Genomic DNA, 26,143 nt, shown 5'->3' on the forward strand with positions numbered 1-26,143 from the left:
GCTCGCCATCGCCTGTGAAACATCGGCAGCAGCCGACGTCAACTCCGTTGGCGTCGGCTGCTGCCGTCCCAACCACTGTGTCCCAGATGCTGAGTAGCAAGAGCTTCTTCGTCGCGCACCGAGGCAGCGGTGACAACTGGCCGGAGCACACCCTGACCGCCTACCAGTCCGCACTGGAAGCCGGAGCAGACGCGGTGGAGGTGTCCGTGTGCGCGACATCGGACGGCGTGCTGGTGTGCCACCATGACCTCTCCGCTTCCAGAACACTCGGTGTACAGCGCAACATCGGCGAGATGACGTGGAACGAGATCAGCCAGCTGCATGTGGATGCAAGAACGTGGCTGGGGCCCGACACCCCGCTCGAACCGGTGAGCAGATTGGAGGATGTCTTCGCCGTTTTGAGGAAGGACGTACTGATCTTCATCGAAGACAAGCAGGGCAGCAACACCCGGGCACTGCTGGACATGATGGATGCACAGCCGAGATCCACTGAGCGCTTTGTGTGGAAGCAATGGGCGCCGGCGAAGCAGATCGCCATGGTGAAGGAACGAGGCTACGCAGCCTGGGGCTACTTCGACTCAGAACAGATGGGACGACTGGATGAGTTCGCCGCTCGCTTCGATGCTCTGGGTGTTCCGACCCAGATCAGTGACGACGAGCTGACACGGGTCGTTGCGACCGGCACACCGGTGATCTGCTGGGAGGTGCACTTCAATTCAGAGGTCGCCCGACTGAACCGGATGGGAGTCGCTGGAAAGATGTGCTCCAACATCCCCTACCTGACAGGCGACAAGCGCAGCAGTTCTGACGACTTCCGGTCCGGACGCCGAGCCGCCGGTGACCTGCCTTCGGGATTCCAACGGCTGGGCTGGCACGCGCAGCCCGCCATCATTCCCGAACGCGGTGCGGTCCGTGTGCAGAGCGGTGGGCAGCGCAGCTACCTGATGGGATCCCTGGCACGTCCGGGGCTCACTCTGGCCAGCATGGAACTCACGATGCGATGGCCGGATAAGGCGCCCGACGCAGGCACGGCCGGTGTGGTGTTCGGACTGACGGCGGATGCTCCGGGCGGCGAGAGTGAGCGAGGAGATTCGAGCGGATACGAAGTGCACCTGGGCGCTGATGGAACCCTGCGTGTGCTGGAACGCGATGCGGGCCGGGTGGGCACGGTGCTCGGCGAGCAACTGGGAGCGGCACCGCGCGCCGGCGAGAAGGTAGTTCTCCGGATTGACGCTGAGGGGGCCCGCATCCGCATTCGGCGGTTGGGATCGCCGGCCTCCATCGACGTGACTGACGCCAGGTGGCGAGGCCCGTGGATCCGGCTCTTCAAAGACTACGAGTCGTCGCTGGCAGTGGAGTTTTCGGACATCACCTTCAAAGCAGCGTAAGCTCTGGCACCCGATCAGCTGGCCGTAGAACTCAGCCGGCGATGGCCTGCGTCAGCGTGCGCTCGAACGCATCTATCGCCGCCGAAGGTGTGAGGTGCGCGGCTCGATACGCTCGACCGGCAGCGCCGTGTGCAGCGGCAGCCTCCGGACGAGCAGCCAGCGATTCAATGGCGTCTACAAGGGCTTCCGGGTCACCGGCTGGAACAACGGGACCCGCTCCCGACGCAAGGATCTCGTCGTGGGTAGTGCTGGAAGAGTCGACGGCGGCCACCACCGGCAAGCCGGTTGCGAAGTAGGTCGTCAGCTTGCTCGGAACAGACATCTCCGTCAAGCCGGGACGTTCGTTCGCAAGCAGCACGTCAGCGGCCGCGAGAGTGCTGAGAAACCGATCATCCGGAAGAGGATCCACGAATTCCAGGCTCGGGTCCGCGCCGAGAGATTCCAGATGCGCTCGTTGGTTGCCATCACCGAGGAGCACGAACTTCACCTTGGAGCCTCGCTTCGTCGCCTCGCGCGCTGCGTGCACGACGTTCTCAAGACCCTGTTTGGCGCCCATGGCGCCGGCGTGCAGAGCTATCACTTCGTCGTCTCCCCATCCCATCGCGCGGCGGGTCTCGGAGCGCGCCGCACGAGGGATGTCGGGAACGTGCGACCAATTTCGAACCACGTCCAGGGGAGAAGCCGTTCCGATGCCCTCAAGGAACATGCGACGGAACCGTTCGTGGATGACGACCACTCGGGCGGAAGCGTCCGCGAGCTTCCGCTCCACGCGCGCGATCAGGCGACCGCCCCTCCCAGTGGAGGCTTCGCCCACGCCAAGCGTATAGATGTCCTGCACCCACGTGACGACCGGAATGCCTCGGAGCTGAGCCTTCAGCGCCAGTATTCGGGACGCTAGTAGAGCCGGTGAGATCAGCACCACCACATCCGGTCGACCCCATCGCGCTAACACTGCGCGCAGCCCGAAAGCGAGCTCCAACGCGGCCCGACGCACGCTGTTCGGACGCCGTGGGATGTAGTGCTTCACGCGGCGCACGCGTACCCCGTTGATCTCGCTCGACCTTGGCAGCGAACGGTGGGCAGTCGGCACGTGCCACCATGGGTAATGAGGGTAGGACGTCACGACGGAGACACGGTGGCCGCGCTGTGCCAGTCCCTCTGCCATCCCCGTTGTGTAGGGGCTGATGCCGGTCGGTTCGGGTGTGTAGTTGATTCCGATGATGAGGACGGAGTGGTCCGATGGTGCAGTCGGCATGGAATCAGTATGCCCCGCTCGGTCGCAGCATGACCTTCGCTGTCCGCCACATGATCTGCAGGTCGCTCATCACAGACCAGTTCTCGACGTAGCGCAGGTCGAGTCGCACGCTCTCGTCCCACGACAGGTCGCTGCGCCCCGAGACCTGCCAAAGCCCCGTGATGCCGGGGTTGATGTAGAGCCGGCGGAACACCTTGCCGTCATAGCCTGTGACCTCACTGGGGAGCGGGGGACGCGGTCCAACGACGCTCATGTCGCCGATGAGCACATTCCAGAACTGGGGCAGCTCGTCGAGCGACAGCTTGCGCAGCACCCGGCCGACGCGGGTGACGCGCGGATCTTCCTTCATCTTGAAGAGGAGTCCCGAACCCTCGTTCTGCTCACGTAGCGCGGCGAGTTGCTGCTCGGCATCCGTGCGCATCGAGCGGAATTTCACCATCTTGAACAGTCGTCCGTCACGCCCGACCCGCTCCTGGAAGAAGAACACAGGGCCGGGGGAATCGAGCTTGATCAGCAAAGCCAGAACAGGGTAGACCAGAGCGATCGGGATGAGCGCACAACAGGCGACCACGATGTCGAGTCCGCGCTTGAGCAGATGCTGTCCACCGGAGTAGGTCGGTATCTGCAGGCGGATGAGGGGCAGACCGTCGAGCGCCTCGAAAGACAGGCGCGGTCCCGCGACATCGGCGAGTCTGCTCGAGAGGACCAGTTCGGCAGCCGTTCCTTCGAGTTGCCAGCTCAGCCTCTTCACGAAGTCGGCGTCGCTACGTGGACGGCTGGCGACGACCACGGTGTCAGCACCGAGTTCGCGGGCGATTGTACCCACCGAGTTCACGTCTCCCAGAACGGGATAGGCTCCGTCACCCACGACGAGCTCTTTCGCGTCGCCGTCGAGCAGCGTGACTCCAACGACCCGCAGCCCCGCTGAGTTCGGCCTGCTGAGGTTTGCGATCACGTACTCGACGTCATCGCGATGACCGACGACCAGGGTGCGAGAGGAGAACACTCCCTGCGCGCGCTGCGCCATCAGCCACCGACGCCACGACCACCGACTCAGCACCAGCAGCCCCAGCCCTGAGGGGAGGGCGACGAGCAAGAGCAGCTGCATTCCATGCAGGCTCATGAGCGCGTCGCCAATGGCCAGAGCGCCGAATGCTGAGCCGGTGGCGCGCGCGACGCCACGGTACTCCACCGCACTCGGGCGGAAGAGAGCGGCGTCGCGTGTATGGGTGCCCCCGAGCATCGCCAACCACAAAATACTCAGGAGGGAGGCCCGAGCGGCGGAGTCGAGCAGGCTGGCACCCAGCTGGATCTGGATGCTGACGGTCAGCCCTACCGTGAGGGCGATCGCGCTGGCATCCGTGGCGTGGAGAAGCATGCGGTAGTGCCGTTCCCAGCGGCGCCTCTGCTCCAGATTGGTTGTCGCGCGCGGTGCCACGACGAAGTCGGGCACCGCGCGCAGAGCTCGTGGAGCAGCGACTGCAGGACGATCGATCCCAGTGCCGCTCAACCCCAGAACGTCTTCGACGGAAGTCATTCCGAGGCTCCCCGAGCCGTTTTCGTACGCAAACCCCAGTGCGTCATTTCCCCAGACTTTCCCCAGTATCTGCCGTCGAAACAGCAGGTCGTTACCGAACCGGCCCCCCGGTTCGGATCCCGTGACCCCAGTTCACGGAGCGGATGCGGCTCCCCAGCCACATCCACGTTCAAAAGGCGAGACGATCAGACCGTCAAGCCGGCGGACCTCGCGACTCATCGCCGTTCACACCGTCACCGCCATCGGCGTCTCAACCAGCGCGGCGAGTGCGCGGCGCAGTATCGAGCTCGAAGTGTGCACCGTGTACGGGAAGTAGACGACTTCCACGCCGACGGTCGCGAACTCGCGCTCGAGAGCCAGCCCCTTCTCGGTGCCTCGCCAGTCGTCACCCTTGAAGAAGTGAGTGAACTGCACGTCGTGCCACGCTTCCATCTTCGTGGGCCGGGTCTCGATATAGACCTCATCGACGTACGAAATGTGCCGCACGATCTCTGCGCGCTCGGCCGTCGGAACGACGGGCTCGATGCCCTTCACGGTGCGAAGCATCTCGTCGCTCACAACACCGGCGACGAGCACATCACAGTGCTCTCGCGCGTGACGAAGGATGTTCAGATGTCCGACATGGAACAGGTCGAAAGCACCCGCGGCGTAGCCAATACGCGTCCCCATGATCTCCCCAGATCAAAAATTCCCAGTGCGAATCCCCATCCGCACACGGCTCCCCAATGGCCGTGTTTGTGACTCTACTAGTGGTTACGCGCGTAACGCAACAAATAGTCTTCGAGAGTTTCCAAGAATGACGAAAGACGCTGGCTGCCTGCGAAAAACACAGGGCCAGCGTCCTTAAAAGCGTAGGCTCAGCGAGCCCCCGCCTTCACCCGCCCGCGCCGCTTCGGCTTGGCTTGCTTCGCGCTCAGCTCAGGCTCCGCCTGCTCCACGATGTGCGTCGAACCGTACGTGTACGCGCCGTACCCGTAGCTGTCCGGCCCCTTGGTCGGCAGCATAGTCACGACGGTGCCCAGCAGGTCGACGCCGGCGGTGGCGAGGCTGCGCACGGCGCCGACAAGCTCCTGCTTCTTCGTCTTGCCCGATGCCGCGACGAGGATCACTCCGCGCGTCTTCTTGCCCAGCACGGCGGCGTCGGTCACGAGCAGCAGCGGGGGAGCGTCGATGAGCACGTAGTCGAAGTACTCGCCCAACGGCTTCAGCACCTGATTCATCGCCGACGAGCCGAGCAGCTCGCTCGGGTTTGGGGGAACGCGTCCGCTGGTGAGCACGAACAGCTCGTGCGTTCCCCACTTCTGCAGGGCGTCTGCGACGTCGACACGGCCGATCAGCACGTCGGTGAGGCCGACGCCGCCCTCGAGGCCCATGTAGTCGGCCACGCGCGGCAGGCGCAGGTCGCCATCGACCAGGGCCACGCGGGCACCGGTCTCGGCGAGCGCGATCGCCAGGTTCGCCGTCGTGGTCGATTTGCCCTCACCCGGGCCCGCGCTCGAGACGACGAAGATGCGCGGTCCGCCTTCGACATCGAGGAACTGCAGGTTGGTGCGCAGCGTGCGGAACGACTCGGCTCGCGGGCTGCGGGGGTCGGCGTGCACGATGAGCGGGCGCTTCTGCGCCTCGGGGTCGAAGGCGATGCCGCCGAGCATCGGCCGGTCGGTGATGTCTTCGAGGTCGTGCAGGGTGTGGATGCGAGTGTCGAGCACGGTGCGCAGCATCGCGAGTCCGACGCCGAGCGCCAGACCGAGCAGACCGCCGAGCAGGATGAGCATGCGCACGTTGGGTGCGCTCGGCGCGGTGGGTGCGACGGCAGGCTCGGTGACCGTGACCGACACCGGGCTGCTCGCCCCTTCGGCGGTCGGGCGCTCGAGCGTGCTCTGCACGACGCCCGCGAAGCTGTCGGCGACGGCGTTGGTGATCTTCGCCGCCTGCTCGGGGTCACCGTCGGTGACCGAGATGTCGATGAGCACGGTGTTGAGCGGCGTAGTGGCGCTGACGCGCGAGGCGAGCCCGGCGACGGTCGTGTCAAGACCCAGCTCGTCGATGACGGGGTCGAGCACGAGCGCGGTGTTGACGACGTCGACGTAGCTGGTCACCATCTGCCGTGCGAAGGTGGTGCCCTGCACGAGATCGCCGGTGGCGGCGCCCTCGGTGCGCACCGACACGTACAGCTGGGTGGATGCCACGTACTTCGGGGCCTGCAGGGCGGCGTATCCGGCACCGCCGGCGAGACCCAGCACGAGCAGGATCAGTATCAGGATCCAGTTCTTGTGCAGGATGCGGACGTAGTCGCGAAGCTCCACGCGGGTCTTCTCCTCAAATTCCAGCCAGCCCAGTTCAGGCAACTTTTCGATTCTCCCACACGGGTAACCGTCTGCCGGATCACGCCTTGGCGAGTGCCCCGTAGCCGTAAGTGCCGTAGGCGGTCTTGTCAGCCCCTCGGATGGGCAGCATCGTCACGACGGTGCCGAGCACCCGACCCTCGGCGGCCTCGACGCGCGCGGCGGCGGCGGTGAGGTTGTCGGTGGTGGTCGCCTCGGCGGCGGCCACCAGCAGCACACCGGTGGTCAGGCGCGACAGCACCGCGGCGTCGGTCACCGGCAGCACCGGTGGCGCATCGATGATGACGACGTCGAACGCGGCCTTCAGATCATCGATGAGGGTGATCATGGCATCCGACCCCAGAAGTTCTGCCGGGTTCGGGGGGATCGTGCCCGACGGCAGCACGAAGAACGTGCCTCGGCCCCAGCGCTGCATCACGTCGTTCACCGCGACGCGGCCGATCAGCACGTCGGAGAGGCCGATGGCGCCCTCGATGCCGAAGAGCGGGGCCACACGCGGCTTGCGCAGGTCGGCGTCGACGAGCGCGACACGGTAGCCCGCCTCGCCCAGCGCGATCGCCAGGTTCGCCGCGGTGGTCGACTTGCCCTCGCTGGGCCCCGCGCTGGTGACGACGAACACGCCCGTCTCGTGCGGCGGGAAGAGGAAGCGCAGGTTGGTGCGCAGGCTGCGGAACGCCTCGGCTCGCGGATCGAGCGGTGCGTTCGCGACGATGAGTGGGCGGGCGGATGCCTGCGGGTCGAACGCCACGCCGCCCAGCACGGGTGCGGTGACCGCCTTCTCGACATCGATGAGGGTGCGGATACGGCGGTCGAGCACTTCGCGCAGCAGGGCGATGCCGATGCCCGCGCCCAGCCCGAGGATCGCGCCGAGCGCGATCGAGAGCGGCAGGTTCGGCGCGGCGGGCCGGGTCGGCACGGTGGCGGGCTGCACCGGCACGATGCGGATCTGGTACGACGTGTTCTGCTCGCGGCGCTCGAGCCGGTCGGTGATCATCGTGGCGAAGCTGTCGCCGATGGCGTTCGCGATGCGCGCGGCCTGGCCGGGATTGGCGTGGCTCACGGTGGCGGTGATGATGACGCCGTTGGGCGCCACACTGGTGCTCACCGATCGAGCGAGGGTGTCGGGGGTCGCGTTGAGTCCCAGGTCGTCGATGACCGGCTGCAGCACGAGCGAGCTGGTCAGCACGCTGCGATAGCTCTCGACGACCTGCTGCGCATAGCTGCCGCCCTGGGTGAGCTCGACCGCGGTCGAGTCGCCTCCCGTGTCGACGTTCACCATCAGCTGGGTCGATGCCTCGTACCGCTGCGGCGTCGTCAGACCGACGACCGCACCGCTGCACAGGCCGATCACGACGGCAGCGACGATCACGACGAGGTGTCGCCGAAGCACACGGATGAAGTCGCGCAGATCCATGGGGCTCCTGTGGGAAGACACGGAGGACGACCCCCCGGGTATCCTTCGAGGGTATCGGTGCCCGGCCGAGGCGACGTTCGCCGCGCGACAGGAATGATGATGAGCACACTCGAAGACCTCTTTTCCGGCGGCGCGCGCCGGAGTGAGACCCCCGCCGCTGTCGACGACCAGCAGACGAGTCAGCGACTCGAGCAGCTGCTCGGTGACCGCCGCGAAGAGCTCGACCGCACGCACCGCGCGTCGGCGCGGCCCGCGCTCGTGGCCATGGTCGACTCGGCGGTGGCGGATGCCAAGCCTCTCGGCACCGTGCCGCCCGCATCGCTCGCTGACACTCGGCGCCCCCGGCGGCGCCGCGACCTCATCAACGTGGCCGCGGCGGGTCTGGCCGTGGTCGCCCTGGCGGCAACCGGAATCGCGGGTGGGGTGCAGGCGGCGACGGCGAGTCCGGTCACCGATGCCCTACGCGCGCTGAAGGCCGACGAGAAGACCATCGCGAGCGCGAGCGCCGGTCTCGACGCGGCGCGCGAGCGCCTCACTGCGTCGATCGCCGATGCCGATGCGGCCGCTGCGCAGCTGCGCCCCGCCCTTGAGACCGTGCGCACGGCGACCGATCCGGCAGACATCCCGCCGGGCGAGACCGAGGCGCCGCGAGACGCGCGCACCATCCCCATCGCCGATGGCAAAGCTCTCGACGACGCACTCGCCGCGGTCGACGCATACCGCGCAGATGTCGGCGCAATGAGCGTGCCTGCCCCGACGACGGCCTATGCGCGCGCCAGGACCGACGAAAGCTCGCTGACCGATGTGGCTGCGGCGATCGACGCCGCGCAGCTGCAGCTGTCGGAGATCGATCGGGCGGCAGCGGAGGTGCGAGCTCAGCGCGCGGCGCTAGATGCCCGCACCGCGACGTTCACAGCACAGCTGGCGACGTTCGCGGCCACCTTCCCGAAAGCGGCGCAGGCGAGTGTCGACGGCAATCCGGATGCCGACAAGAAGCTGAAGGATGCAGTTGCGGCCGCGGCCCAGGCCGTGGCCGCAGCTGACCTGCTCAGCGAGAGTGGCGCCGTAGCGCTCTTCGCGTATCGAGACGCCGTCGTCGCGCTCGAGGCTGGTCAGGTGTATGCCGACCGCGTAAGCGAAGAGCGGGCACGACGAGAGGCAGAGGCTGACCAGCCTCGCACGCAGAGCCCCCGACCACAGCCTCAGCCATCACCGACGCCCTCCGACCCGGCGCCGTCTGATCCGCCGCCAGCCGACCCGACGCCGACGGATCCACCCGCGAACTCGGAGGGTTCCGACAATCTCCCCTCAGAGTGATCGGAGGCCTTGACGCATGAGCCACCACAGATGTATGCGAACATGGGGTGGGAAAAAGCCGAATGAGGGGGATCCATGACGGCTGAGAAGGTGGATATCGTCGCGCCTGCGACCGGAGAGATCGACATTCTGTCGAACGCACCGGTGATGCGCCGACGCCGGCGAGTGGCGGCGGCGGTCGTCGACGCCGCGGCCTGGGCGATCGGGGTCCTGCTCGCCGTCTCGCTGCGATTCGAGTTCGCGACGCCGATCGACGGCTGGCTCGCAACGCTGAGTCTTGCCTTCGTGGCAGCTGGTGTGCACGTCGTCGCGGGCTTCGTGACCAAGCTGTACCGCGGTCGCTACCCCTACGGCTCTTTTGACGAGGTGCGTCTACTCGCGTTGATCGTGCTGAGCATCACCGCCGCTCTCGGTCTGATCGTCGTCACCGTGGGCACAGTCGTGAGTATTCCGCGCGGAACGATGTTCCTCGCCGCGCCGATCGTGCTGCTGCTGATGTTCGGTGTGCGATACATCGCTCGTCTCGTACTCGATCGCTCCCGCAAGCCGGGGGAAGATGCCGAGCCCGCACTCATCGTCGGTGCCGGCTTTCTCGGTGACAAGCTGCTGCACAACATGACGACCGACCCTGCATCGCCGATCCGTCCGGTCGGGCTGCTCGACGACGACCCGGCGAAGAAGAACCTGATCCTGCGCGGGGTGCCGGTCGTCGGTCCCACCTCGGAGGTGGCCGACGCGGTGCGACGCACTGGAGCGACGATGGTCGTCGTCGCCATCGGACAGGCCGACAGCGTCGTGTTGCGCAAGATCAGCGACCGCGCGGCCCGTGCAGGCGCGCGTGTCGCGGTGACGCCGTCATTGAACGCCCTGATGAGCGGCGAGCAGGCCGCCACCGACGTACGCGACATCAGCATCGAAGACCTCATCGGCCGGCATCCCGTCGACACAAACGTCGAGCTGATCGCCGGCTACATCACCGGCAAGCGGGTACTCGTCACCGGAGCCGGCGGCTCGATCGGCTCAGAGCTCTGCCGCCAGCTGTCGAAGTTCGGCCCGAGCGAGTTGATCATGCTCGACCGCGACGAGACCGGACTGCAGATGGCCCAACTCGGAACCGCAGGCCATGGGTTGCTCGACACGAACGACGTCGTTCTCGCCGACATCCGTGACGTCGAGCAGCTGCACGCGATCTTCGACGAGCGTCGACCCGAGGTCGTCTTCCACGCGGCTGCGTTAAAACACTTGCCGATGCTCGAGCAGTACCCCGACGAGGCCTGGAAGACCAATGTGCTGGGCTCGTTGAACGTGCTGACCGCTGCGATGGGCGTGGGCGTCACTCACTTCGTCAACGTGTCGACCGATAAGGCTGCCAACCCCACCAGCGTGCTGGGGCACTCGAAGCGCGTCGCCGAGAAGCTCACGGCCTGGGCCGCAGAAGAGAGCGGCATGCGGTTTCTCTCAGTGCGCTTCGGCAACGTTATCGGCAGCCGCGGGTCGATGCTGCCGACATTCCAGGCCTTGATCCGCGACGGCAAGCCGCTCACCGTTACACACCCTGAAGCGACGCGCTACTTCATGACCATCCCCGAGGCGTGCCAGCTCGTGATTCAGGCCGGCGGCATCGGCCGACCGGGCGAGGTGCTGATTCTCGACATGGGCGAGCCGGTCTCAATTCTCGAAGTCGCCAAGCGGATGATCGCCATGTCAGGCAAGCAGATCGAGATCCGCTTCACTGGCTTGCGCCACGGCGAGAAGCTGCACGAGGAACTCGTGGGTTCGCGCGAGAACCTAGAGCGCCCGTTCCATCCACAGATTTCTCACACGACGGCCGACCCAATCACGCCGCAACGCCTCGACAAGGCGGGTTGGGAAGCGCGGATGGCCGCGGAGCCGCGGGACAACGAGACGGCGGTAGTCGAGCCTCTCACACTTCAGAAGGGCACGGTCAATGGCTGAGCGCATCTACATGTCGTCGCCCGACGTCACCGATCTCGAGGAGAAGGCGGTTGTCGCGGCGATGCGTTCTGGGTGGATCGCGCCGCTGGGGCCTGACGTAGACGCATTCGAAGCCGAGTTGGCAGCTCGAGTCGGCGTCATTCATGGAGTTGCTCTGAGCTCCGGCACCGCAGCATTACACCTCGGCCTGCTTGCGCTGCGCGTCGGCCCGGGTGACATCGTCGTGACATCGACGATGACCTTCGCCGCGACTACCAACGCCATCGTCTACACCGGAGCTGAACCCTTTTTTGTTGACGCTGACATCGCGACAGGCAACATGGATCCCGAGATGTTGCGGCAGGCTTTGAGCCAGCTGCACAGCGCCGGCGAGAAGGTGGCTGCTATCGTGCCCGTCGACCTGCTCGGCAAGGCGGTCGACTACACCCGCATCATCGCGATCGCCGAGGAGTTCGGCGTGCCGGTGCTCGCCGACGCCGCGGAGTCGCTTGGTGCGACTCACAACGGCAAGGCGGCCGGCAGCTTCGGCCGAGCGTCGATCGTGTCGTTCAACGGCAACAAGATCATGACCACTTCTGGGGGCGGCATGCTGCTCACCGACGACGCCGAGGTTGCCAACCACGTGCGTTATCTGGCTACACAGGCGCGTCAGCCGGTCGTGCACTACGAGCACTGCGACATCGGGTACAACTACCGCATGAGCAACCTGCTCGCTGCGCTAGGACGAGCCCAACTCTCGCGCCTCGACAGTATGATCGCGAAACGACGAGAAATGCGCGAACTCTATAAAGAACTCTTCCGAGCTGTTGACGGAGTCGAGGTGTTCGGTGCTGCCGATGACGCGGATGATAACGTGTGGCTGACTTCAATCGTCGTCGATCCGGAAGTGGCTGGTTGGGAAACAGTGGAGCTGGCCGACGAACTGGCGAGGCATAATATTGAGAGCAGACCGCTGTGGAAGCCGATGCACTTGCAACCCGTGTTTGCACACCTGCGAGGTACGTTCAATGGAAGCTCTCAGCAGCTGTTTGAGCGTGGGTTGACGTTGCCAAGTGGCTCTGCCCTGACTACCGAGCACCGCGCGAAGGTGGATGAAACCATCACCACCTTCTTGGCGGGCCGCTGAATGACCGTGGAGCCTCGACCGTACGATGTGCTGAAGCGCGCGCTCGATTTCGTTGGCGCCGCTTTGTCGCTAATCGTCTTGAGCCCGGCGTTGATAATCACGTATTCCATCGTGTTTGTTGCGCTCGGTAGACCGTGCATCTTCGCCCAGCAACGCCCGGGCCGGAACGGTCGGCCGTTCCGATTGCTGAAGTTCCGCACAATGCGGCCGTTTGATGCTGCGAAGGGCTGGGTGTCCAACGCCGATCGTATGACGCGCGTCGGCGGACTTCTGCGAGCTACGAGTCTCGATGAACTTCCTAGTATTTGGAACATTCTGCGTGGTGACATGAGCTTCGTGGGACCTAGACCTCTACGAATGTCATACTTGAGCCGATACTCGTCGGACCAGGCCCGCCGCCACAGTGTGCGTCCTGGCTTGACGGGACTGGCGCAGGTACGCGGACGTAACGCCTTAGCGTGGGACGATCGGTTGCAGCTCGATCAGGAATACGTCGCCAAACGGTCATTCGCCCTAGACGCGTGGATCCTCTTGGCGACGATTCGCACGGTATTGGTCCGCAGCGGCATCTCCGACGGTGAGGACGCCACCATGTCGGAATTCTTCGGACCTGAGCGAACGAATCGAGTTCGGCTCGTCGACCTGGAGGCCGACCATCTTGCAACTAGGGTCGCTTGGCTAACTGACGATCGCGTTCGCCGAGGAATTTCCATTAGCTTTCAGCCCGAACTTTCCCGCATGCGCGAATGGTTCTCTGGAGTGGCTGAAGATGCATATCGTAGCGATTGGGTTGGACTCGATATTACAACGAACCAACCGGTCTCTATGTGCGGGCTTCTCCATTCTGCGTCTGGTGCGGCGTCGCTATACATATACGTTGACCCCGACAGCCACGGCCGCGGATACGGTAGAGAAACGATGACGTTGTTGATATCGCGCGCTCGGCGAGCCGGCGTGACGTTGCTCGAATTGGAAACTCCCGCATCGAACTTGGCGGCACAGCGGATGTATCTGAGTCTAGGTTTCACGGTCGCGGCCAGGACAGAAGGAGATCGGAAGCTGATCATGACTATGCCGATTTCGTCGGGGCATGACGATGCCTAGCGCTCAACGAGTAAAGCCTTTGAGGATCGTGGTCGGTTCTGCAGGGCGTCGAGTCTACATTGTCGACTGGTTCCGGGACGCATTCAAACGGTTAGGTGTTGACGGCGAGGTGCACGTCACTGATGCCGACGCTCGGTCAGCCGCATATCTTTCTTCAACGCACCGACACCTCGTGCCACCATACGGCGACGCAGCGTACGCAACAGCAATGATCGACCTGTTCGACCTGATCGAGCCACGGCTGTTCGTTTCGCTCAATGACTACGAGCTGGCAGTGCTGGCCATGAGCGGACTGGCTCAGCGGCTCGAGGAGCGGGGGACGACCGTGTTAGTGCCGCGGGGAAGCATTCACGCGAGTCTGCACGACAAGTACCAGATGTATGGCGCATTGACTGAAGCGCGAGTGCCAACGGTGGAAACGGTGCTCGCTTCAGATAATCTCGGCATCGCGCGTCTCACTGCGCGCGAGCCGAATCTGATCATCAAAGACCGCTACGGCAGTGGCTCGTCGGGACTTGTGCACGTGCCGAGCAGCGAATTGGAACTGGCGCTAAGGTGGGTGAGTCGTCCTTCAGCGGGCAAGGACCCATCAAGCTTCGTCGTTCAGCCCGCGCTCGAGGGTTCGGAGTTCGGGCTGGACGTGGTCGCACCTCTCACGGCTGGTGGACATGACGTTCGGGTGCTGGCAAGGCGGAAACTTCGGATGCGGGCGGGCGAGACGGATCAGGCTGAGACCGTCGACCCGGGACCGTTCAACGAGCTCGCCCTTCGCCTAGCTGCCTGGACAGGACATCGCGGAGGAATCGACGTAGACCTCATCGGAGAAAGCCCGGCGTCTGCCAAGGTGATCGATATCAATCCGAGATTCGGTGGGGGATATCCGTTCTCCCATAGGGCGGGCGCAGATATACCTGCTCTGATTGTCGATCAGCTCGTGCGCGGGCGAAGCGATGCAACCGCGTTTCTCCGCTACCGGGTAGGGACGCAATCAAGTAAGTTCGAAGCGATCACGAATTGAACTCGCGTATCGCCATGACGCATAGCGTCGCCGCGCGGTCACGGATTAAGTTGGAACGAGTCGCACAACCGAATGGCTGTCCGAGTCGAGAGGACGTATAGGGTGGGCACTCCTTCACAGAGGCTCTGTTTTGTCGTCACTGCTGAGAGCACCGCCATGACGTTCCTCCAGGGTTACTTGGAATATCTCAAAGAAGATGGATGGAATGTCACGCTTGTCTGTAGCCCAGGGCGGCGTGTCGCTGAGTACTCTGAACGGGAAAATATTCCTTTCGTGCCGGTGAAAATGCGGCGTGGTCCATCGCCGATTTTCGACGTGCTCTCTTTGTTGCGACTCATCCGCGTGCTACGGCGTGTACGGCCTGATGTGCTGGTTTACGCCACACCGAAGGCCAGTCTGCTGGCGGCATCAGCTGGCGCGCTCCTTGGGATCCCTGTCCGGGCATACGAACTTTGGGGCTTGCGAGCAGAGACCGTGTCGGGGCTCAGGGGTCGTGTACTCGCGGCGCTAGAATGGACGACCGCCCGGCTGTCCACGACCTACATAGCCAACAGTCACAGCTTGGCGCGGCGGGCCCGAGAATTGGGCGTAGCCGGTGGGAAGAAGGCGCGCGTGCTCGGAAAAGGATCGTCGCACGGTGTGGACGCTGAGCACTTCAGTCGTGAAGCGACGAGTCACCAGCTTCTCCCGTCTGACGATCACGTGGAGGGGAGAGCTTCCGTACCTGTCGTTGGGTTCATTGGTCGTTTGCATCCCGACAAGGGGATAGATACCTTGTTCGCCGCACTCGAAGAGGTCGCGTTGTCCGGCGTTCCCTTTCAGGTCGTCTTAGTCGGGCGCCATGACGGAGTGGATGCCGGGCCCCTGCTGTCGCGGTTGCAGGAGCGCGTGCCGGTACACTTCGTAGGGCAAGTGCAAGATGTCAGGCCCGCGCTCGCTTCCATGGACGTGTTGGTTCTGCCGAGCCGGCGCGAGGGGTTTCCAAACGTGGTTTTGGAAGCTGCCGCAATGGAGGTGCCAGCGATCGTCTCCGATGCGACTGGGTGCGTCGACTCGGTGCTCGACGGCAAAACCGGATTCGTCACTCCGGTTGGAAACGTGACGCGGCTTGCTGCGGCGCTAGACAGACTATTGACGGACGATACCCTACGACGGGAAATGGGGCGAACGGCCAGGCAGCAAGTGTTAACGGACTTTGTCCCCCGCCAAGTGTGGGCCAAGCACTCGATAGCCTGGCGCAACGCGCTCGAAAGTCGGGAGTAACAGTAAGACAACGATAGTGGAACAGCGACGAACGGCCACCAACGTTCGACTTGCTTCGACGATTAGGTGTTCAAGGTGATGAGTAGCGTTTCGGTTGTTATTCCCTTTTACAATTCTTCAGCAACTCTTTCGCGGGCCTTGGCCTCGGTGGCAGCGCAATCGCATGCTGTAAGAGAAGTTATTGTGGTCGATGACGCTTCCCGTGCGACGGAACGTTCTCGCGCGAACGCCATAGTTGAGCGATACCCGATCGCCCGGCTGATCTCTCTGGAGCAGAACAAGGGTCCAGGGTTTGCGCGAAATATCGGATGGAATGAGTCTGGAGGTGCCTGGATAGCGTTCCTCGACAGTGACGATGCATGGCATCCTCGAAAGGTGGAAATGCAACTGTCCGCGGTTTGCGCGTCCAGAATGCCTCTACAGATGGTGGCGTCTCGCACTCTACGTTTAGAGAGTGTTGCTGAACTCGACGGCATTGCGATCTCCGATGGTGTGCCGACAAGAGAGGTTACAAAACGTGCGTTGATAAAGCGGAACAGAATGGCGACAAGTTCTGTCATGGTGCGTCGGGATGTTAAACCTCGGTTCGCGCCCAACCGCCGTTTCTCTGAAGATTACGAATTGTGGCTCACAATCGCCGGAATGCATGGCGGCGTCGCGCTCGTGAACTTGCCACTAGTCGCGCAGTTCAAAGCGGCGTATGGTGCGTCGGGGTTGTCGTCCCGGACGTGGTCAATGATCTTTGGCGAGTATCTGGCGTATTGGGGCGCGCGGCGCGCCCGCGCGATGTCGCCGTTCGAGTTGGCCTTGGGTCTCTCGTGCTCGACTGTCAGGGCCCTGATCCGTTTGTTGCGATTGACGTTTCGCTCGCGGCGGTCGCGGTGACGAGATGGCGAGGCGCGATCTTCGCGGTCGGCTCGCTGAGTTGGGCGCTCGCTCAGTGGCTGCTGGTTTGGATGTTCGCTCGCTTCGGCGGGGGTGCGGCAGTGTTGGGGGAATACTCCCTAGCACTTTCAGTGGCAACTCCCGTCTTCACCATCTCGCAGTTTGGTTTGCGAACTGTTCAGCTGAGCCTCCGCGAAAGGTTCCCTTGGCGCACATACGTAATGCTGCGATCCGTAGGTGTGTTCCTGGCAGTGGTCGTGGTCTCGCTGTGGGGGATGATATCTGAAAGCGGGGCAACGGCGATCTGGTGGTCGGTACTCTTTGTCAAGAGCGCGGACGCGTTTGTAGATCTCTTGCAGGGGCGAATTCAGCGCAACAACAAGTTGATGTTGCTTGGCGTTTTCACTCTCGCCAACAGCGTTCTCACCGTTATTCTCGCGGCCGCGTTCCTTTTCCTTTACGGTTCGGTGGCGCTTGCGGTGTTTGCTTCCGGTGTCGTATCGCTGGCCATTGCTGTCGCGATACAAATCCGTACTTTCAAGATGACGTTTGAACCGGGTACTTCGTCTTCGGGTGTCCGCGACATCCTGCGTGCGGGATTTCCGACTACCCTGGCCGAAGGGCTGGCGTCTTTGTCGGCATACCTGCCGCTCTTGGTGCTCTCTTGGTCGGCCGGCCCCTCCAGTATTGGAGTGTTTGCCGCCGCCGCGTACCTCCTGACGCTCGCTAACCTCGCGGGATCAATTACCAAGAACATCTTGATAACGCCGTTCCGTCTCCTGCATGATTCGGAAGGATATGTGAAGTTGCGTCGGCGCGCCCGGCGGGTCACGCTCGCTGCCGGTGCTGCTGGCGTGTTCGCCGCTCCCTTCATTATTGTTTTTGGTGGCTCGGTTCTGCGGTTTGTGTATGGTGAGTCTTTCGTCATGGATCACGCACAGTTGGCGTTGCTGGCTGCGGCTTTCGTGCCGATAGTTCCTGCATACGTATATAGCGTCACATTCAACGTCGTGCAGCGCTTTGCAAGCCAGGCATGGATCTGGGCCAGCACTGTTGGATGTGGTCTCGCGGTCGGATTGGCCTTGACCGTAGCCCGAGTCGAGCCACTGATAGCAGCTCTCGTGACAGCCGTCGTCATGAGCTGGGTTCGACTTATCGTTGGGTATTTGACGTTGTCCCACCGCAGCTAGGTCGGAACTGACGATCGCGGGCGAATCGATCCCACGTGGCTGGTTCCGATCTCAAGGCGGAGCGCCGGGATGGCGAGGGCGTTTTCGTATAGAGCCCAGGTTGGTTCATTTCTCAGTTGACCGCTTCGTCAGCCCCGCCTGCAAGTCGGGATTCAGCTCGGTTTCGTCAGTTGACGGATGAGCCCACCCTCACGCGAAGCTCAGACTCGCCCGCATCGATCTTCGCGAATAGATTGTCCGGCATCCCCGATCGATCAGACGCTGGGCGCTCCGCCTCAAACTCTTGGGGTCTGAATCCGCCGGCTTCGAGCAGCGATCTGGCGATTTAGTGGGTGAGGTTGCGGAAGCCGAGGGCGGAGCCGCGGAGGTGCTCGAGCCGCCCGTCGATGGCCTCTGTCGGCCCGTTGGACGTGCCGGGTCGGTCGAAGAACGCGAGGATGTCCGTCACGCGCTGCTTCATCGCGCGGCCGAGCTTGCGCGTCTCGACCAGCGCCGCCGGAACGCCACTGGTGAGCGCGTCGATCACGGCCTACATCGTCTGCTTGACCTTCTTCTTGTCGGGCTCCCGTGGGCGGCGACGATGCGCTGGTAGATGCCCCAGGTCGCTTCGACCGCGACGTGCTCATCGATCGCGAACACCCGCTGACCACCGGTGAAGAGGCTAGCGCCGGTGTGCAGGGTGGGGCGGGCCTTATAGAGAGGGTCGCCCTTCGTGCCGCGGTGCCCTGTGGTGTCTTGCTGGACGCGGCGGCGACAGACATCGAGCGCGTCGCCGGCGAGGCGACGACCTGGAAAGGATCCATGACCGGGACAGCATCGGGGAGTTCATCGGCGGCAGCAGTCTTGAAGCCGGCGAACCCGTCCATCGCGACGACCTCGATCTTGTTCAACCAGTCTTTCGGGCGGGCGGCGAGCCACTGCTTGAACACCGCCTTCGAACGACATTCGACCATGTCCAGCAGTCGGGCGGGTCCCGTCTGGTTGCGGGTTGGGGTGAGGTCGATGATCACTGTCACGTACCTGTCACCCAACTTGTGTGCCGCCAGACATGCTCGTCAACACCGATCGTGGTCACCGCGTCGAACCTGCCCGGGTCGTCGATCAGCCGCCTTCTGCCTTCGGCGAGGACGGAGGCGTTCGCGGCGCTCCAGGACACCCCGAGACGGCCGCGACACGAGTCACGGTGAGATGGTCGACGACGATGCCCCGCAGCGCCCACTCCAGGCCACCACGGGAGATCTTTGCCCTCGGTGCCGCCGCCTTCGTCATGTCCTCCCGCCACGTCCGCCAGCAACGGCCGCACCGGCAACGGCCGCACTGGTATCGGCGCACCCGGACCAGCAGCGTCGTGGGCCGGTGCCCGAACGGCCCGTGCGCGAGCCGTCGCGTCACCTTGTCGCGCGGCACCCTCTCCGCGCCGCACTTGCGACACGGGTCGTCGTCCACGACGCGGCACTCGATCGTTGCCCGGTCTAGCTCGATCAACTGGCCGACAGCGACGAGCCCGAGCTCGTCGAGGCGGCAGAACGCGGTCAGGTCAGGGTCGCGAACGTAGGGTGGAGCACGTCGAGGTCTTTCGGCGATGGTGAGCGTGAAGAACTTCCGTCATCCGGGAGACCTCGAACCGTACCCGCCCACCGAACCGACTACACCCTCATTCGTGACGAGCCCTTTTCGTTGAAAGAGTCCGACACTCGCATCGTCGAGCGTTCACTCTTGGAGCACCGCCGAATTAGTGGCTTCAGGACCCGCTAGGTGCCGGGACAGGTCGTGATACGCCCGGCGCAGGTCTGCGCTACGCAGCACCTGGATGCGGCCGTGGCAGGCCCTCGCGGTTCGCAATCGCGGGAAGGGACGGGGCCACTGCTGGCTATATCAGTCGTGCGCCAGGTGAGCTCGACCTGGAAGTCCTAGCGATAGATGTCGACACATAACATCGTCTTGGCGTGGGCCGGCGGAGATCCGCGGCGAAAACGCCGATTGTCGGCGGCGCTCGAAAACCGGACAGTAGCGGCGCTTGAAGAGTGAACACTCGACGATTGGAGTGTGATCGCTTCGGAGGACTGGGCACTGATTCGCGGGCTTTCGGCGGGGGCGTTACGAAGGCGCAGATCGCGAGAAGGTGGGGGCCTCGCGGACCACGGTGTACGCCGCGTGGCGTCGGATTCGCCGCCGAAATATGAGCGTGCAGCGGCGGTGACGTCGTTCACGCCGTTCGAGGCTCGGGCGACGGAACTTCCGCGGGAGAAGCCGGAGATGCCGGCGACGGTGCTGGCCGAGCGGTGGGCTGGACGGGCTTGACCGCTGGTTCCGTGACAACGTGAAGCGGTTACGGCCCGAGCCGCGACGCGTCGATCCTGCGGACCGGTTGATCTGGGAGCCGGGCGATGTGATGTCTGGTTCCGGCTACGGAAGATCCCGCTCGAGGACGGCAGGGCGAAGCTGCTGCCGGTGTTGTTGATCACGCCCGCGCACCCCAGGTTCATCTTCGGGCGGATGATCCGGACCTGCAAGACGGAGGATCTGCTCCTGGGCAGTTGGGACCTGTTGCAGCAGATCGGTGCGGTCCCGCGCCGGTTTATCCGGGACCACCAGCCCGGGATCGGCCGGGGCCCGAGACGTGCGGAAGATGTTGCGTCGTGCATGGCGACGTTGGCGGCGAAGCTGGTGCTGCTACCTCCACGGGATCGGCAGTCCAAAGGGATCGTCGAGCGGCGCAACGGCTGGTTCGAGACGTCGTTCATGCCCGGCCGCTCGTACGCATCTCCCGCGGGTTTCTAGGAGCAGTGCACTGAGTGGCTTCAGCTCGCCAACGCGCGAAATGTTTGCACCTCGAAGGCTTCCCCGGTCCAGCGCATCGACGCGGCCCCGGCTGCGACGTTGCCGCTGCCACCGGTCCCGTTGCATCTGGGCTGGCGAAACGGGGTTCGGCTGAGGAGGGACTACTACGTCCACACGAACTCTGTCGATCCCCGCGCCGTCGGCTGGCTGTCGATATCGCCGTTGACCTGGACCGCGTCCAGGGTCAGGGCCGATGGCCGCCTGCTCGCCGAACAGCCGGCACATTTGGCGACCGCCAAGGTGCTGCGAGAGCAGTTCTGAACTCCGCACTCGGTCGCAGCGGATGATGATCTCGTCCGTGAGCTTGCCGACTATGACGGCGCCTTCGGCATGGAGGCGGGTGATGATGGCGACCAAGCAGACCGAGGCTGTCAAGCAGCTCACGTACCTTGCCGGCTCACTGAAAGCGCCGCGCATCCTCGAAGCCGTGGGCAGGCTCGCGGAACAGGCCCGAGCCGCGGGCTGATCGTTCGAGGACCATCTCGCCGCGGTGCTGGAACGCGAAGTGAGCGCCCGCAACGCCTCCGGCGCTCGCCCGCGGATCCGCGCAGCGGGGTTCCCTGCGGTCAAAGCCATCGAGGACTTCGGCTGGGAGCAATAGTCCACCGTCCGCAAGCAGGTCGCGAGCCTGGCATCAGGGGCGTTCCTCCTCGACGCCCGCAACGTGTTCTTCTCGACCCGCCCGGCCATGGGGACGACGCACCTGGCCACCGCGCTCGGCGTCGTCGCCGCCCACCAAGGCACCGGGCGCTGTTCGCCACCGCCACCAAATGGGTCACACGCCTCTCCGACGCGCACCGCTAAGGCCGGCTCCCGCAGAAACCCGCCCGGCTACGACGCTACGGGCTGGTCATCGTCGACGAGGCCGGCTACCTGCCGATCGAGTAAGATTTCGCGAACCTGTTCTTCCAGCTCGTGTCGTCCCGCTACGAACACGCCTCCCTCGTGCTCATCTCGAACATGCGATTCTCCGGCCAGGGCACAGGGTTCGGAGACCAAGTGGTCGCCGCGGCGATGGTCGACGGCGTCGTTCACCACGCCGAAGTCATAACCCTAGAAGGCGCCAGCTACCGGCTCCAAGGGCGCGGCATCGACAGCCTCCCCAGCACACGGACCGACATGACCGACCCGGCTGACTAGACTGCCGACAACTGTCCCAATTCGAACGCCGAAACCGTTCGGAATTCGAGCGCCGTTGACACCGCTGCTGGCTTGAGGATCTGGCTCGATCACCGTAGCTCAGCGTCTCACCCTTGAGATGTCGAATCTTCGGCTGGGGATCGGTCGTCACCCGCTCAAAAACCAATGTCGACATGCGAGTGCTCGACCATAGGCGCAACCCCGATCGACGCGCTCGGCTCTGGCGCGTCTCCTCGATTATTTGATCTCGCGCCAACTCTTCCTCATCATCAAGGTCGGTCTAACGCCGAACGAGCGCGCTGATTCACCTGCCTGCCTCACCACCCCACCGACCTCGCACCGAATACGAAAACTAAGCTCACGGCGCGAATTCGTACGGAACCAGATCGCCGAAATTCGTCACGTTCAGCGCCATGAAAATTGCCCCACTGATCAGGAGAACAACCACATGCATTTTCCCCGCTTTATTCTCCTGCATCGCGTTCGGTACTAGTACGCAGAGAAAGACGAGGAAGTAAGCGGAAAGCCTGGAAACGATTAGCGACTGACTACCGATGATCATCCACGCGATTCCTAGGGCTGACCAGGTCGCATACTTCATGTCATCCTCAGTGGGGCGTAGCGCGAGCGCGTAAACCAGGAGTGCGAGCCGAGCGACAATCAGAAGCCAAAGTCCGACACCCGCCTCCAATTTCCAGTCGACATAGACCGCATAGGACGGGTTGAATGCTTCGATGATTGACAGAAGCCAGGGGCTACCCCACAAAGCCGCAGTGAGGCCGATCACCAGAAAGGCCCCGACCCACAGCCGCGAGATCGTGAGATGCCATCGGTAAAACAAGGCAAGAAGTAGCGTGGCGACAAGCGCTGAAGAATGGAAGGATGTCGCGAGAAGCCCAAGCAACGTGTAGATCAGCCAGCCGCGACGCTTGCCAAGGAACGTCGCTCCGAGGAACAAGATGCTTATCGCCATTCCCTGCCGTAGCGTATTGAATTGAATCGTGTACGCGCCGAGCATTACGAATATGGCTAACGCCAAGGTGAAGTTCTTTGACGTACGTCGAAGTGCCCAGTATGCTGTCGTTACCGTGATCGCGGAGGCTGCCCAAAGCAGCGTGGTGAAACTACCGCCTTGCGACTTCACGAGGTACGAGAGCAAGGTGTACCCTGCCTCTTGCGTACCAAATTTTAGCAGTTCTGAAATCGAAGCGGATTTGGGAAGGGCGTCAAAGATCCATCCGTAGACCCGGGTGTCCGTCCCCACGGTCACCGCACGAGAACCGGCTAATGCGGTCAATATGAAAATCGCAATCAGGTCGAATAGATTGCTCTTGCGCTCAGAGAGATAGCGCACATCCGGATTCTTAAGCTCTCCCTGGTGATACGCCTGCGGCCGCCCGGCGTACATAACGTGCCGGGACACAGCCGTCGACATGGATGCGAGGAGAAGTGCCGATATTGCGACCGTGAAATATGCACCCACGCGGTTTGCTCCGCCCTTCAGGTTGTGAGTTCTTCGGAATGGGGTGGGGATCTCCCCACTTTCTGGCCACGATCGGCCTATCTAGTGTGTGGCGCGGGGCGATATGTGATACGTCACACTTGATCGGCTCCCTGATTCACCGGTGTTGCGCAGCCGCGAGAGCCCTGCGGGCGGACTCGACGTATTCCGCTGGAGGGACGCGCCACTCTTGGGGAACCGTCAGTGATTCTACTGCAGCGCGCGTGAGGTCACTGTCCGGTTCGAGTGTTCGTCGGAAGAAGCGAGATGGCAGCCCGATGTCCTCGGCGAAGTCTGTGATCTTCTGGTGGTGGCTCAGGGCAATGATCGGAACGCCGCACAAATAAGCGACGATGAGTCCGTGGAGGCGTTGCGACCACACCGCTCTCGACTGGGCGATCATTTCGATTGTCTGTTCAACGCTCTCGAATCGAGCCACTTCTACGTTAATGCCAAGGCGACGCAAGCGAGACTTGATTGCACCTGCCAATTCGACGTCACCATGGGTGCGGCGGACATTCAGCGCGAGTATTCGCGTAGGTACGTCAACAGTCTCAAGAAGCGGTGCGAGCAGTTTCGTCAGGTCATCTACGCTGGAGTGCGAGTCATTCGAGACGCAGATCGTGAGGTGCGTGCGGGTCTTCTCGGGGATGGAGGGCATGGGATATAACGCTGCGAGATCGCCACCAACGGTGATGCCCGAGTGCTGGCCTAGTCGCGTGGCGGACGCCTGGTCTCGGACAACGACGCGGTCCATCGAATCGATGTATGCGCGAACTCGATCGCTAGCCGCGAGAGAAGCCCACGGGCCGAGTGACACCCCGATGGCCTCTATGGATTTCCGGCCGAAACGCACGGCAGCTCGGACTCGTTCGACTCCTCGCACGTCTTCGAGGACCGATCCCCCGCACAATGCGGTGGTGTTACTCCAAAGCATTCCTGCTGTCGTCTCGAGCAACCTCGTTCCGCGACCGATAATGCCCAAATTCTGGTGAAGCCAGGGTAACGGTGTTACGAACGATCTCACGCGAGCGCCGGGACCCCAGAGGAGTTCTCGATTGAGCTCCACTGTAGCGCGGAACAGTTCGTCTCCGAAATTGTCCCACCCGTAGTAACCGACAGCGTGCACGCGCTTCATGTCCGTCCGTTCTCATCCGATTTGACGTACGCGACTTTCGCGTGCGGCATCGAGGCTTCCGGCGCGGCTCAGCTGGCGAGAGGACTTGCTGCATCACGTGCACCGATCGTCTTACTCGGTACTTCGGTAAGACCAGCCGAAAGGCGAGTCCCTCGGTCCTCACACTCTTGATGCCTTCAACGGCCGCTTACTAGCACCCAGCGCGGGGCTGACCCCTGCTTCAAAACTCTACCGTAGGCGAGTATGGGGCCTCGAACCAGCGCGTACGGGGCGATCCGGGCAGGGTTCCTCAACTGCTTCTTGCTCGCTTCCTAGCTCCAAGAGAGCGGTAACGGTCGCGGGAAAAAGCCAAGCGGTGGTCGGCACTCGTAGCAGCGCCCCCAACAGAATCGGCAGCACCTTGCTCGAGGTTACATTCGTCACTGGCGGGCAGCGCAGCCATCGCTAGGGCGGCGTTCCATACGAAGCGGAGCGGATTTCTAGGCCCCCAATAGCCTTTAGCTGCGACGACAAGCGTCGTTGGACTGGTACCTCGTCGCTCGCCGCAGTTGTGCTTTCAATCGCAAGTCACCGCGCGCTCGGAGAGACGCACAGCGCTACATCATCGGTGCCACGCGCGAGCGAGCGAATCAGCGTCCGAGCTGGTCGAGCGCAATCGGGCTCTCCTATGAACTCAGCGACCAGAACGAACTCCGGGAAGGAACCGAGTTAGTTGGTGAGGCGCCCGCTGCACAAACAGGCGCATGATGAAGCGCCCGATCGCCGTGCCGAGCGAGTTCACTATCACGTCGGACACTATTGAATAGCGTCTAGGTAGAGGTGTCTGCGCGATTTCGATCATGGTGCTGGTCGCGTAGCGTGCGACGAGTCGGCGCTCATGGAAGGTCTCGTTTCGACGCGCTGCGCTCGCTCAACGACCGGGGGGGACTTCATTTCGACTCGCTGCGCTCGCTCAACGACCGGGGGAGAGCGCTGCCCGGACGACACGCGCCGCCTCGGTCACCGCCGGCACGAGCTGCGAGGCGGACAGGTCGTAGGTCTTCTGCGAACGGCGGTAGGGGTCGATCACGTCGTCGTTGTCGGGCTCGGCGGGCACCGTGCCGCGCTGGCTGCCGATGAGGCGCGCCAGCGCCTGCAGCCGCGCTCCGGCATCCGGGCCAGCCGACGCGACACCCGCGCGCACCTCGTCGTCGGTGAGCGTCGCCGCCAGGCGGGCGAACTCGCGCAGCGTGAACGTGCGGTGCAGTAGGGCCGGCATCATCTGCACGACGTGTGAGCGGTGCTCGCGCGCCATCGTCAGCACGAGGTCGGTCTCGGTGAGCAACGGCCCGGTCAGCAGCCGGGCACGGTGGTCGCCCGCGGCCGCGGGATCCGCCCCGTGCCCGATCGCCAGCTGCAGCGCCTGCTCGGTCATGCCCTCGTCGACCAGCGCGTGGGTGCCGGCGCTGTGCACGCGCACCCCGAGATCTGCGAGCGCGGAACGCAGCAGCACCTCGCCCATCGGAGAGCGGCAGATGTTGCCCGTGCACACGGTCATGATCGTCCCGCCGTCACCGCCGGGCGCGATCGGCGGGGTGGGACGGGCGGCGGCAGCCGGCGGAACGGCCGGCGCGGGTGAGACTGCGCCGGGAACGTCGGCCTGGCCTCTCGTCAGAGCCTCGCGCAGGCGTCGGAGATCCGCGCGCCGCAGGCCAGGACGCTTGCTGCTCTCAGAGTCGGACACGG

The 26,143-nt window shown here is 63.6% G+C and carries 20 protein-coding genes and 2 pseudogenes; 12 read left to right on the plus strand and 10 right to left on the minus strand.

What is annotated here, in order from left to right:
* The first annotated feature begins 86 nt into the window (after positions 1-86).
* On the plus strand, positions 87-1,388 hold the full coding sequence (locus ACIPV2_RS01460) for a glycerophosphodiester phosphodiesterase (RefSeq protein ID WP_400837489.1): 1,302 nt from the start codon (positions 87-89) through the stop codon (positions 1,386-1,388).
* 31 nt (positions 1,389-1,419) lie between these two features.
* Here ACIPV2_RS01460 and ACIPV2_RS01465 read toward each other — a convergent pair whose 3' ends face one another.
* The 5 genes from ACIPV2_RS01465 to ACIPV2_RS01485 all read right to left on the minus strand — a co-directional run bounded on the left by ACIPV2_RS01465 (position 1,420) and on the right by ACIPV2_RS01485 (position 7,939).
* The gene (locus ACIPV2_RS01465; protein WP_400837492.1) at positions 1,420-2,643 is read right to left on the minus strand and encodes a glycosyltransferase family 4 protein; all 1,224 of its coding nucleotides are present in this window, start codon (positions 2,641-2,643) and stop codon (positions 1,420-1,422) included.
* Between the two features lie 4 nt (positions 2,644-2,647).
* Positions 2,648-4,180: a sugar transferase gene (locus ACIPV2_RS01470; RefSeq protein WP_400837495.1), complete on the minus strand. Its 1,533-nt coding sequence runs from the start codon at positions 4,178-4,180 to the stop codon at positions 2,648-2,650.
* 225 nt (positions 4,181-4,405) lie between these two features.
* The gene (locus ACIPV2_RS01475; RefSeq protein ID WP_400837498.1) at positions 4,406-4,849 is read right to left on the minus strand and encodes an adenylyltransferase/cytidyltransferase family protein; all 444 of its coding nucleotides are present in this window, start codon (positions 4,847-4,849) and stop codon (positions 4,406-4,408) included.
* Between the two features lie 188 nt (positions 4,850-5,037).
* Positions 5,038-6,486 (minus strand): polysaccharide biosynthesis tyrosine autokinase, encoded by a 1,449-nt coding sequence (locus tag ACIPV2_RS01480; protein WP_400837501.1) that lies wholly within the window; start codon positions 6,484-6,486, stop codon positions 5,038-5,040.
* Positions 6,487-6,565: 79 nt separating this feature from the next.
* Positions 6,566-7,939, minus strand: a complete 1,374-nt coding sequence (locus ACIPV2_RS01485) for a polysaccharide biosynthesis tyrosine autokinase (RefSeq protein WP_400837504.1) — start codon at positions 7,937-7,939, stop codon at positions 6,566-6,568.
* A gap of 99 nt (positions 7,940-8,038) precedes the next feature.
* On the opposite strand from ACIPV2_RS01485, the gene ACIPV2_RS01490 reads away from it, so the two are divergent.
* From ACIPV2_RS01490 to ACIPV2_RS01525, 8 genes are all read left to right on the plus strand, one after another.
* Positions 8,039-9,256 (plus strand): hypothetical protein, encoded by a 1,218-nt coding sequence (locus ACIPV2_RS01490; RefSeq protein ID WP_400837507.1) that lies wholly within the window; start codon positions 8,039-8,041, stop codon positions 9,254-9,256.
* Between the two features lie 318 nt (positions 9,257-9,574).
* Positions 9,575-11,212 (plus strand): polysaccharide biosynthesis protein, encoded by a 1,638-nt coding sequence (locus tag ACIPV2_RS01495; RefSeq protein ID WP_400837510.1) that lies wholly within the window; start codon positions 9,575-9,577, stop codon positions 11,210-11,212.
* On the plus strand, positions 11,205-12,338 hold the full coding sequence (locus ACIPV2_RS01500) for a DegT/DnrJ/EryC1/StrS family aminotransferase (RefSeq protein ID WP_400837513.1): 1,134 nt from the start codon (positions 11,205-11,207) through the stop codon (positions 12,336-12,338). The genes ACIPV2_RS01495 and ACIPV2_RS01500 overlap by 8 nt, the downstream gene beginning before the upstream one ends.
* A complete protein-coding gene (locus ACIPV2_RS01505) occupies positions 12,339-13,442 on the plus strand; it encodes a GNAT family N-acetyltransferase (RefSeq protein ID WP_400837516.1) in 1,104 nt (367 codons plus the stop codon). It abuts the gene before it with no gap.
* Positions 13,435-14,460, plus strand: coding sequence for an ATP-grasp domain-containing protein (locus tag ACIPV2_RS01510; protein ID WP_400839876.1), 1,026 nt, complete (start codon positions 13,435-13,437; stop codon positions 14,458-14,460). The genes ACIPV2_RS01505 and ACIPV2_RS01510 overlap by 8 nt, the downstream gene beginning before the upstream one ends.
* A 72-nt stretch (positions 14,461-14,532) precedes the next feature.
* Positions 14,533-15,723 (plus strand): glycosyltransferase, encoded by a 1,191-nt coding sequence (locus ACIPV2_RS01515; RefSeq protein WP_400837519.1) that lies wholly within the window; start codon positions 14,533-14,535, stop codon positions 15,721-15,723.
* 66 nt (positions 15,724-15,789) lie between these two features.
* Positions 15,790-16,608, plus strand: coding sequence for a glycosyltransferase family 2 protein (locus ACIPV2_RS01520; RefSeq protein WP_400837522.1), 819 nt, complete (start codon positions 15,790-15,792; stop codon positions 16,606-16,608).
* The gene (locus tag ACIPV2_RS01525; RefSeq protein WP_400837525.1) at positions 16,542-17,798 is read left to right on the plus strand and encodes a lipopolysaccharide biosynthesis protein; all 1,257 of its coding nucleotides are present in this window, start codon (positions 16,542-16,544) and stop codon (positions 17,796-17,798) included. Before ACIPV2_RS01520 ends, ACIPV2_RS01525 begins: the two co-directional genes overlap by 67 nt.
* Before the next feature lie 325 nt (positions 17,799-18,123).
* Here the strand turns inward: ACIPV2_RS01525 and ACIPV2_RS01530 are convergent.
* Positions 18,124-19,363, minus strand: a pseudogene (locus tag ACIPV2_RS01530) (ISL3 family transposase).
* Between the two features lie 886 nt (positions 19,364-20,249).
* On the opposite strand from ACIPV2_RS01530, the gene ACIPV2_RS01535 reads away from it, so the two are divergent.
* The 3 genes from ACIPV2_RS01535 (at position 20,250) to ACIPV2_RS01545 (ending at position 21,779) form a co-directional block, all read left to right on the plus strand.
* Entirely contained in the window at positions 20,250-20,579 is a 330-nt protein-coding gene (locus ACIPV2_RS01535; protein ID WP_400837527.1) for a hypothetical protein, read from the plus strand.
* Between the two features lie 358 nt (positions 20,580-20,937).
* Positions 20,938-21,105 (plus strand): hypothetical protein, encoded by a 168-nt coding sequence (locus tag ACIPV2_RS01540; protein ID WP_400837529.1) that lies wholly within the window; start codon positions 20,938-20,940, stop codon positions 21,103-21,105.
* A 479-nt stretch (positions 21,106-21,584) separates the two neighbouring features.
* On the plus strand, positions 21,585-21,779 hold the full coding sequence (locus ACIPV2_RS01545; protein WP_400837532.1) for an ATP-binding protein: 195 nt from the start codon (positions 21,585-21,587) through the stop codon (positions 21,777-21,779).
* Positions 21,780-22,137: 358 nt separating this feature from the next.
* Here the strand turns inward: ACIPV2_RS01545 and ACIPV2_RS01550 are convergent, their stop codons facing one another.
* From ACIPV2_RS01550 to ACIPV2_RS01565, 4 genes and pseudogenes are all read right to left on the minus strand, one after another.
* Entirely contained in the window at positions 22,138-23,214 is a 1,077-nt protein-coding gene (locus ACIPV2_RS01550; protein WP_400837535.1) for an EpsG family protein, read from the minus strand.
* A gap of 184 nt (positions 23,215-23,398) precedes the next feature.
* Complete coding sequence (locus ACIPV2_RS01555; protein WP_400837538.1) at positions 23,399-24,418, minus strand: polysaccharide pyruvyl transferase family protein; 1,020 nt, start codon at positions 24,416-24,418, stop codon at positions 23,399-23,401.
* A 673-nt stretch (positions 24,419-25,091) separates the two neighbouring features.
* A pseudogene (locus tag ACIPV2_RS01560) lies at positions 25,092-25,271 on the minus strand (hypothetical protein); the annotation flags it as partial.
* 99 nt (positions 25,272-25,370) lie between these two features.
* Positions 25,371-26,141 carry a low molecular weight phosphatase family protein gene (locus ACIPV2_RS01565; protein WP_400837541.1) on the minus strand — a complete coding sequence of 257 codons (771 nt, stop codon included), beginning with the start codon at positions 26,139-26,141 and terminating at the stop codon, positions 25,371-25,373.
* Between the last annotated feature and the right edge of the window lie 2 nt (positions 26,142-26,143).

Source organism: Microbacterium sp. NPDC089987, assembly GCF_044748505.1.
Taxonomy (GTDB): domain Bacteria; phylum Actinomycetota; class Actinomycetes; order Actinomycetales; family Microbacteriaceae; genus Microbacterium.

What these genes read in the sequence shown, in the direction of transcription:
- ACIPV2_RS01460 (WP_400837489.1), top strand. Translation starts at nt 87, where the DNA reads ATGCTGAGTAGCAAGAGCTTCTTCGTCGCGCACCGAGGCAGCGGTGAC.
- ACIPV2_RS01465 (WP_400837492.1), bottom strand. Translation starts at nt 2,643, where the DNA reads ATGCCGACTGCACCATCGGACCACTCCGTCCTCATCATCGGAATCAAC.
- ACIPV2_RS01470 (WP_400837495.1), bottom strand. Translation starts at nt 4,180, where the DNA reads ATGACTTCCGTCGAAGACGTTCTGGGGTTGAGCGGCACTGGGATCGAT.
- ACIPV2_RS01475 (WP_400837498.1), bottom strand. Translation starts at nt 4,849, where the DNA reads ATGGGGACGCGTATTGGCTACGCCGCGGGTGCTTTCGACCTGTTCCAT.
- ACIPV2_RS01485 (WP_400837504.1), bottom strand. Translation starts at nt 7,939, where the DNA reads ATGGATCTGCGCGACTTCATCCGTGTGCTTCGGCGACACCTCGTCGTG.
- ACIPV2_RS01490 (WP_400837507.1), top strand. Translation starts at nt 8,039, where the DNA reads ATGAGCACACTCGAAGACCTCTTTTCCGGCGGCGCGCGCCGGAGTGAG.
- ACIPV2_RS01500 (WP_400837513.1), top strand. Translation starts at nt 11,205, where the DNA reads ATGGCTGAGCGCATCTACATGTCGTCGCCCGACGTCACCGATCTCGAG.
- ACIPV2_RS01505 (WP_400837516.1), top strand. Translation starts at nt 12,339, where the DNA reads ATGACCGTGGAGCCTCGACCGTACGATGTGCTGAAGCGCGCGCTCGAT.
- ACIPV2_RS01510 (WP_400839876.1), top strand. Translation starts at nt 13,435, where the DNA reads ATGCCTAGCGCTCAACGAGTAAAGCCTTTGAGGATCGTGGTCGGTTCT.
- ACIPV2_RS01515 (WP_400837519.1), top strand. Translation starts at nt 14,533, where the DNA reads ATGGCTGTCCGAGTCGAGAGGACGTATAGGGTGGGCACTCCTTCACAG.
- ACIPV2_RS01550 (WP_400837535.1), bottom strand. Translation starts at nt 23,214, where the DNA reads ATGTCGACGGCTGTGTCCCGGCACGTTATGTACGCCGGGCGGCCGCAG.
- ACIPV2_RS01555 (WP_400837538.1), bottom strand. Translation starts at nt 24,418, where the DNA reads ATGAAGCGCGTGCACGCTGTCGGTTACTACGGGTGGGACAATTTCGGA.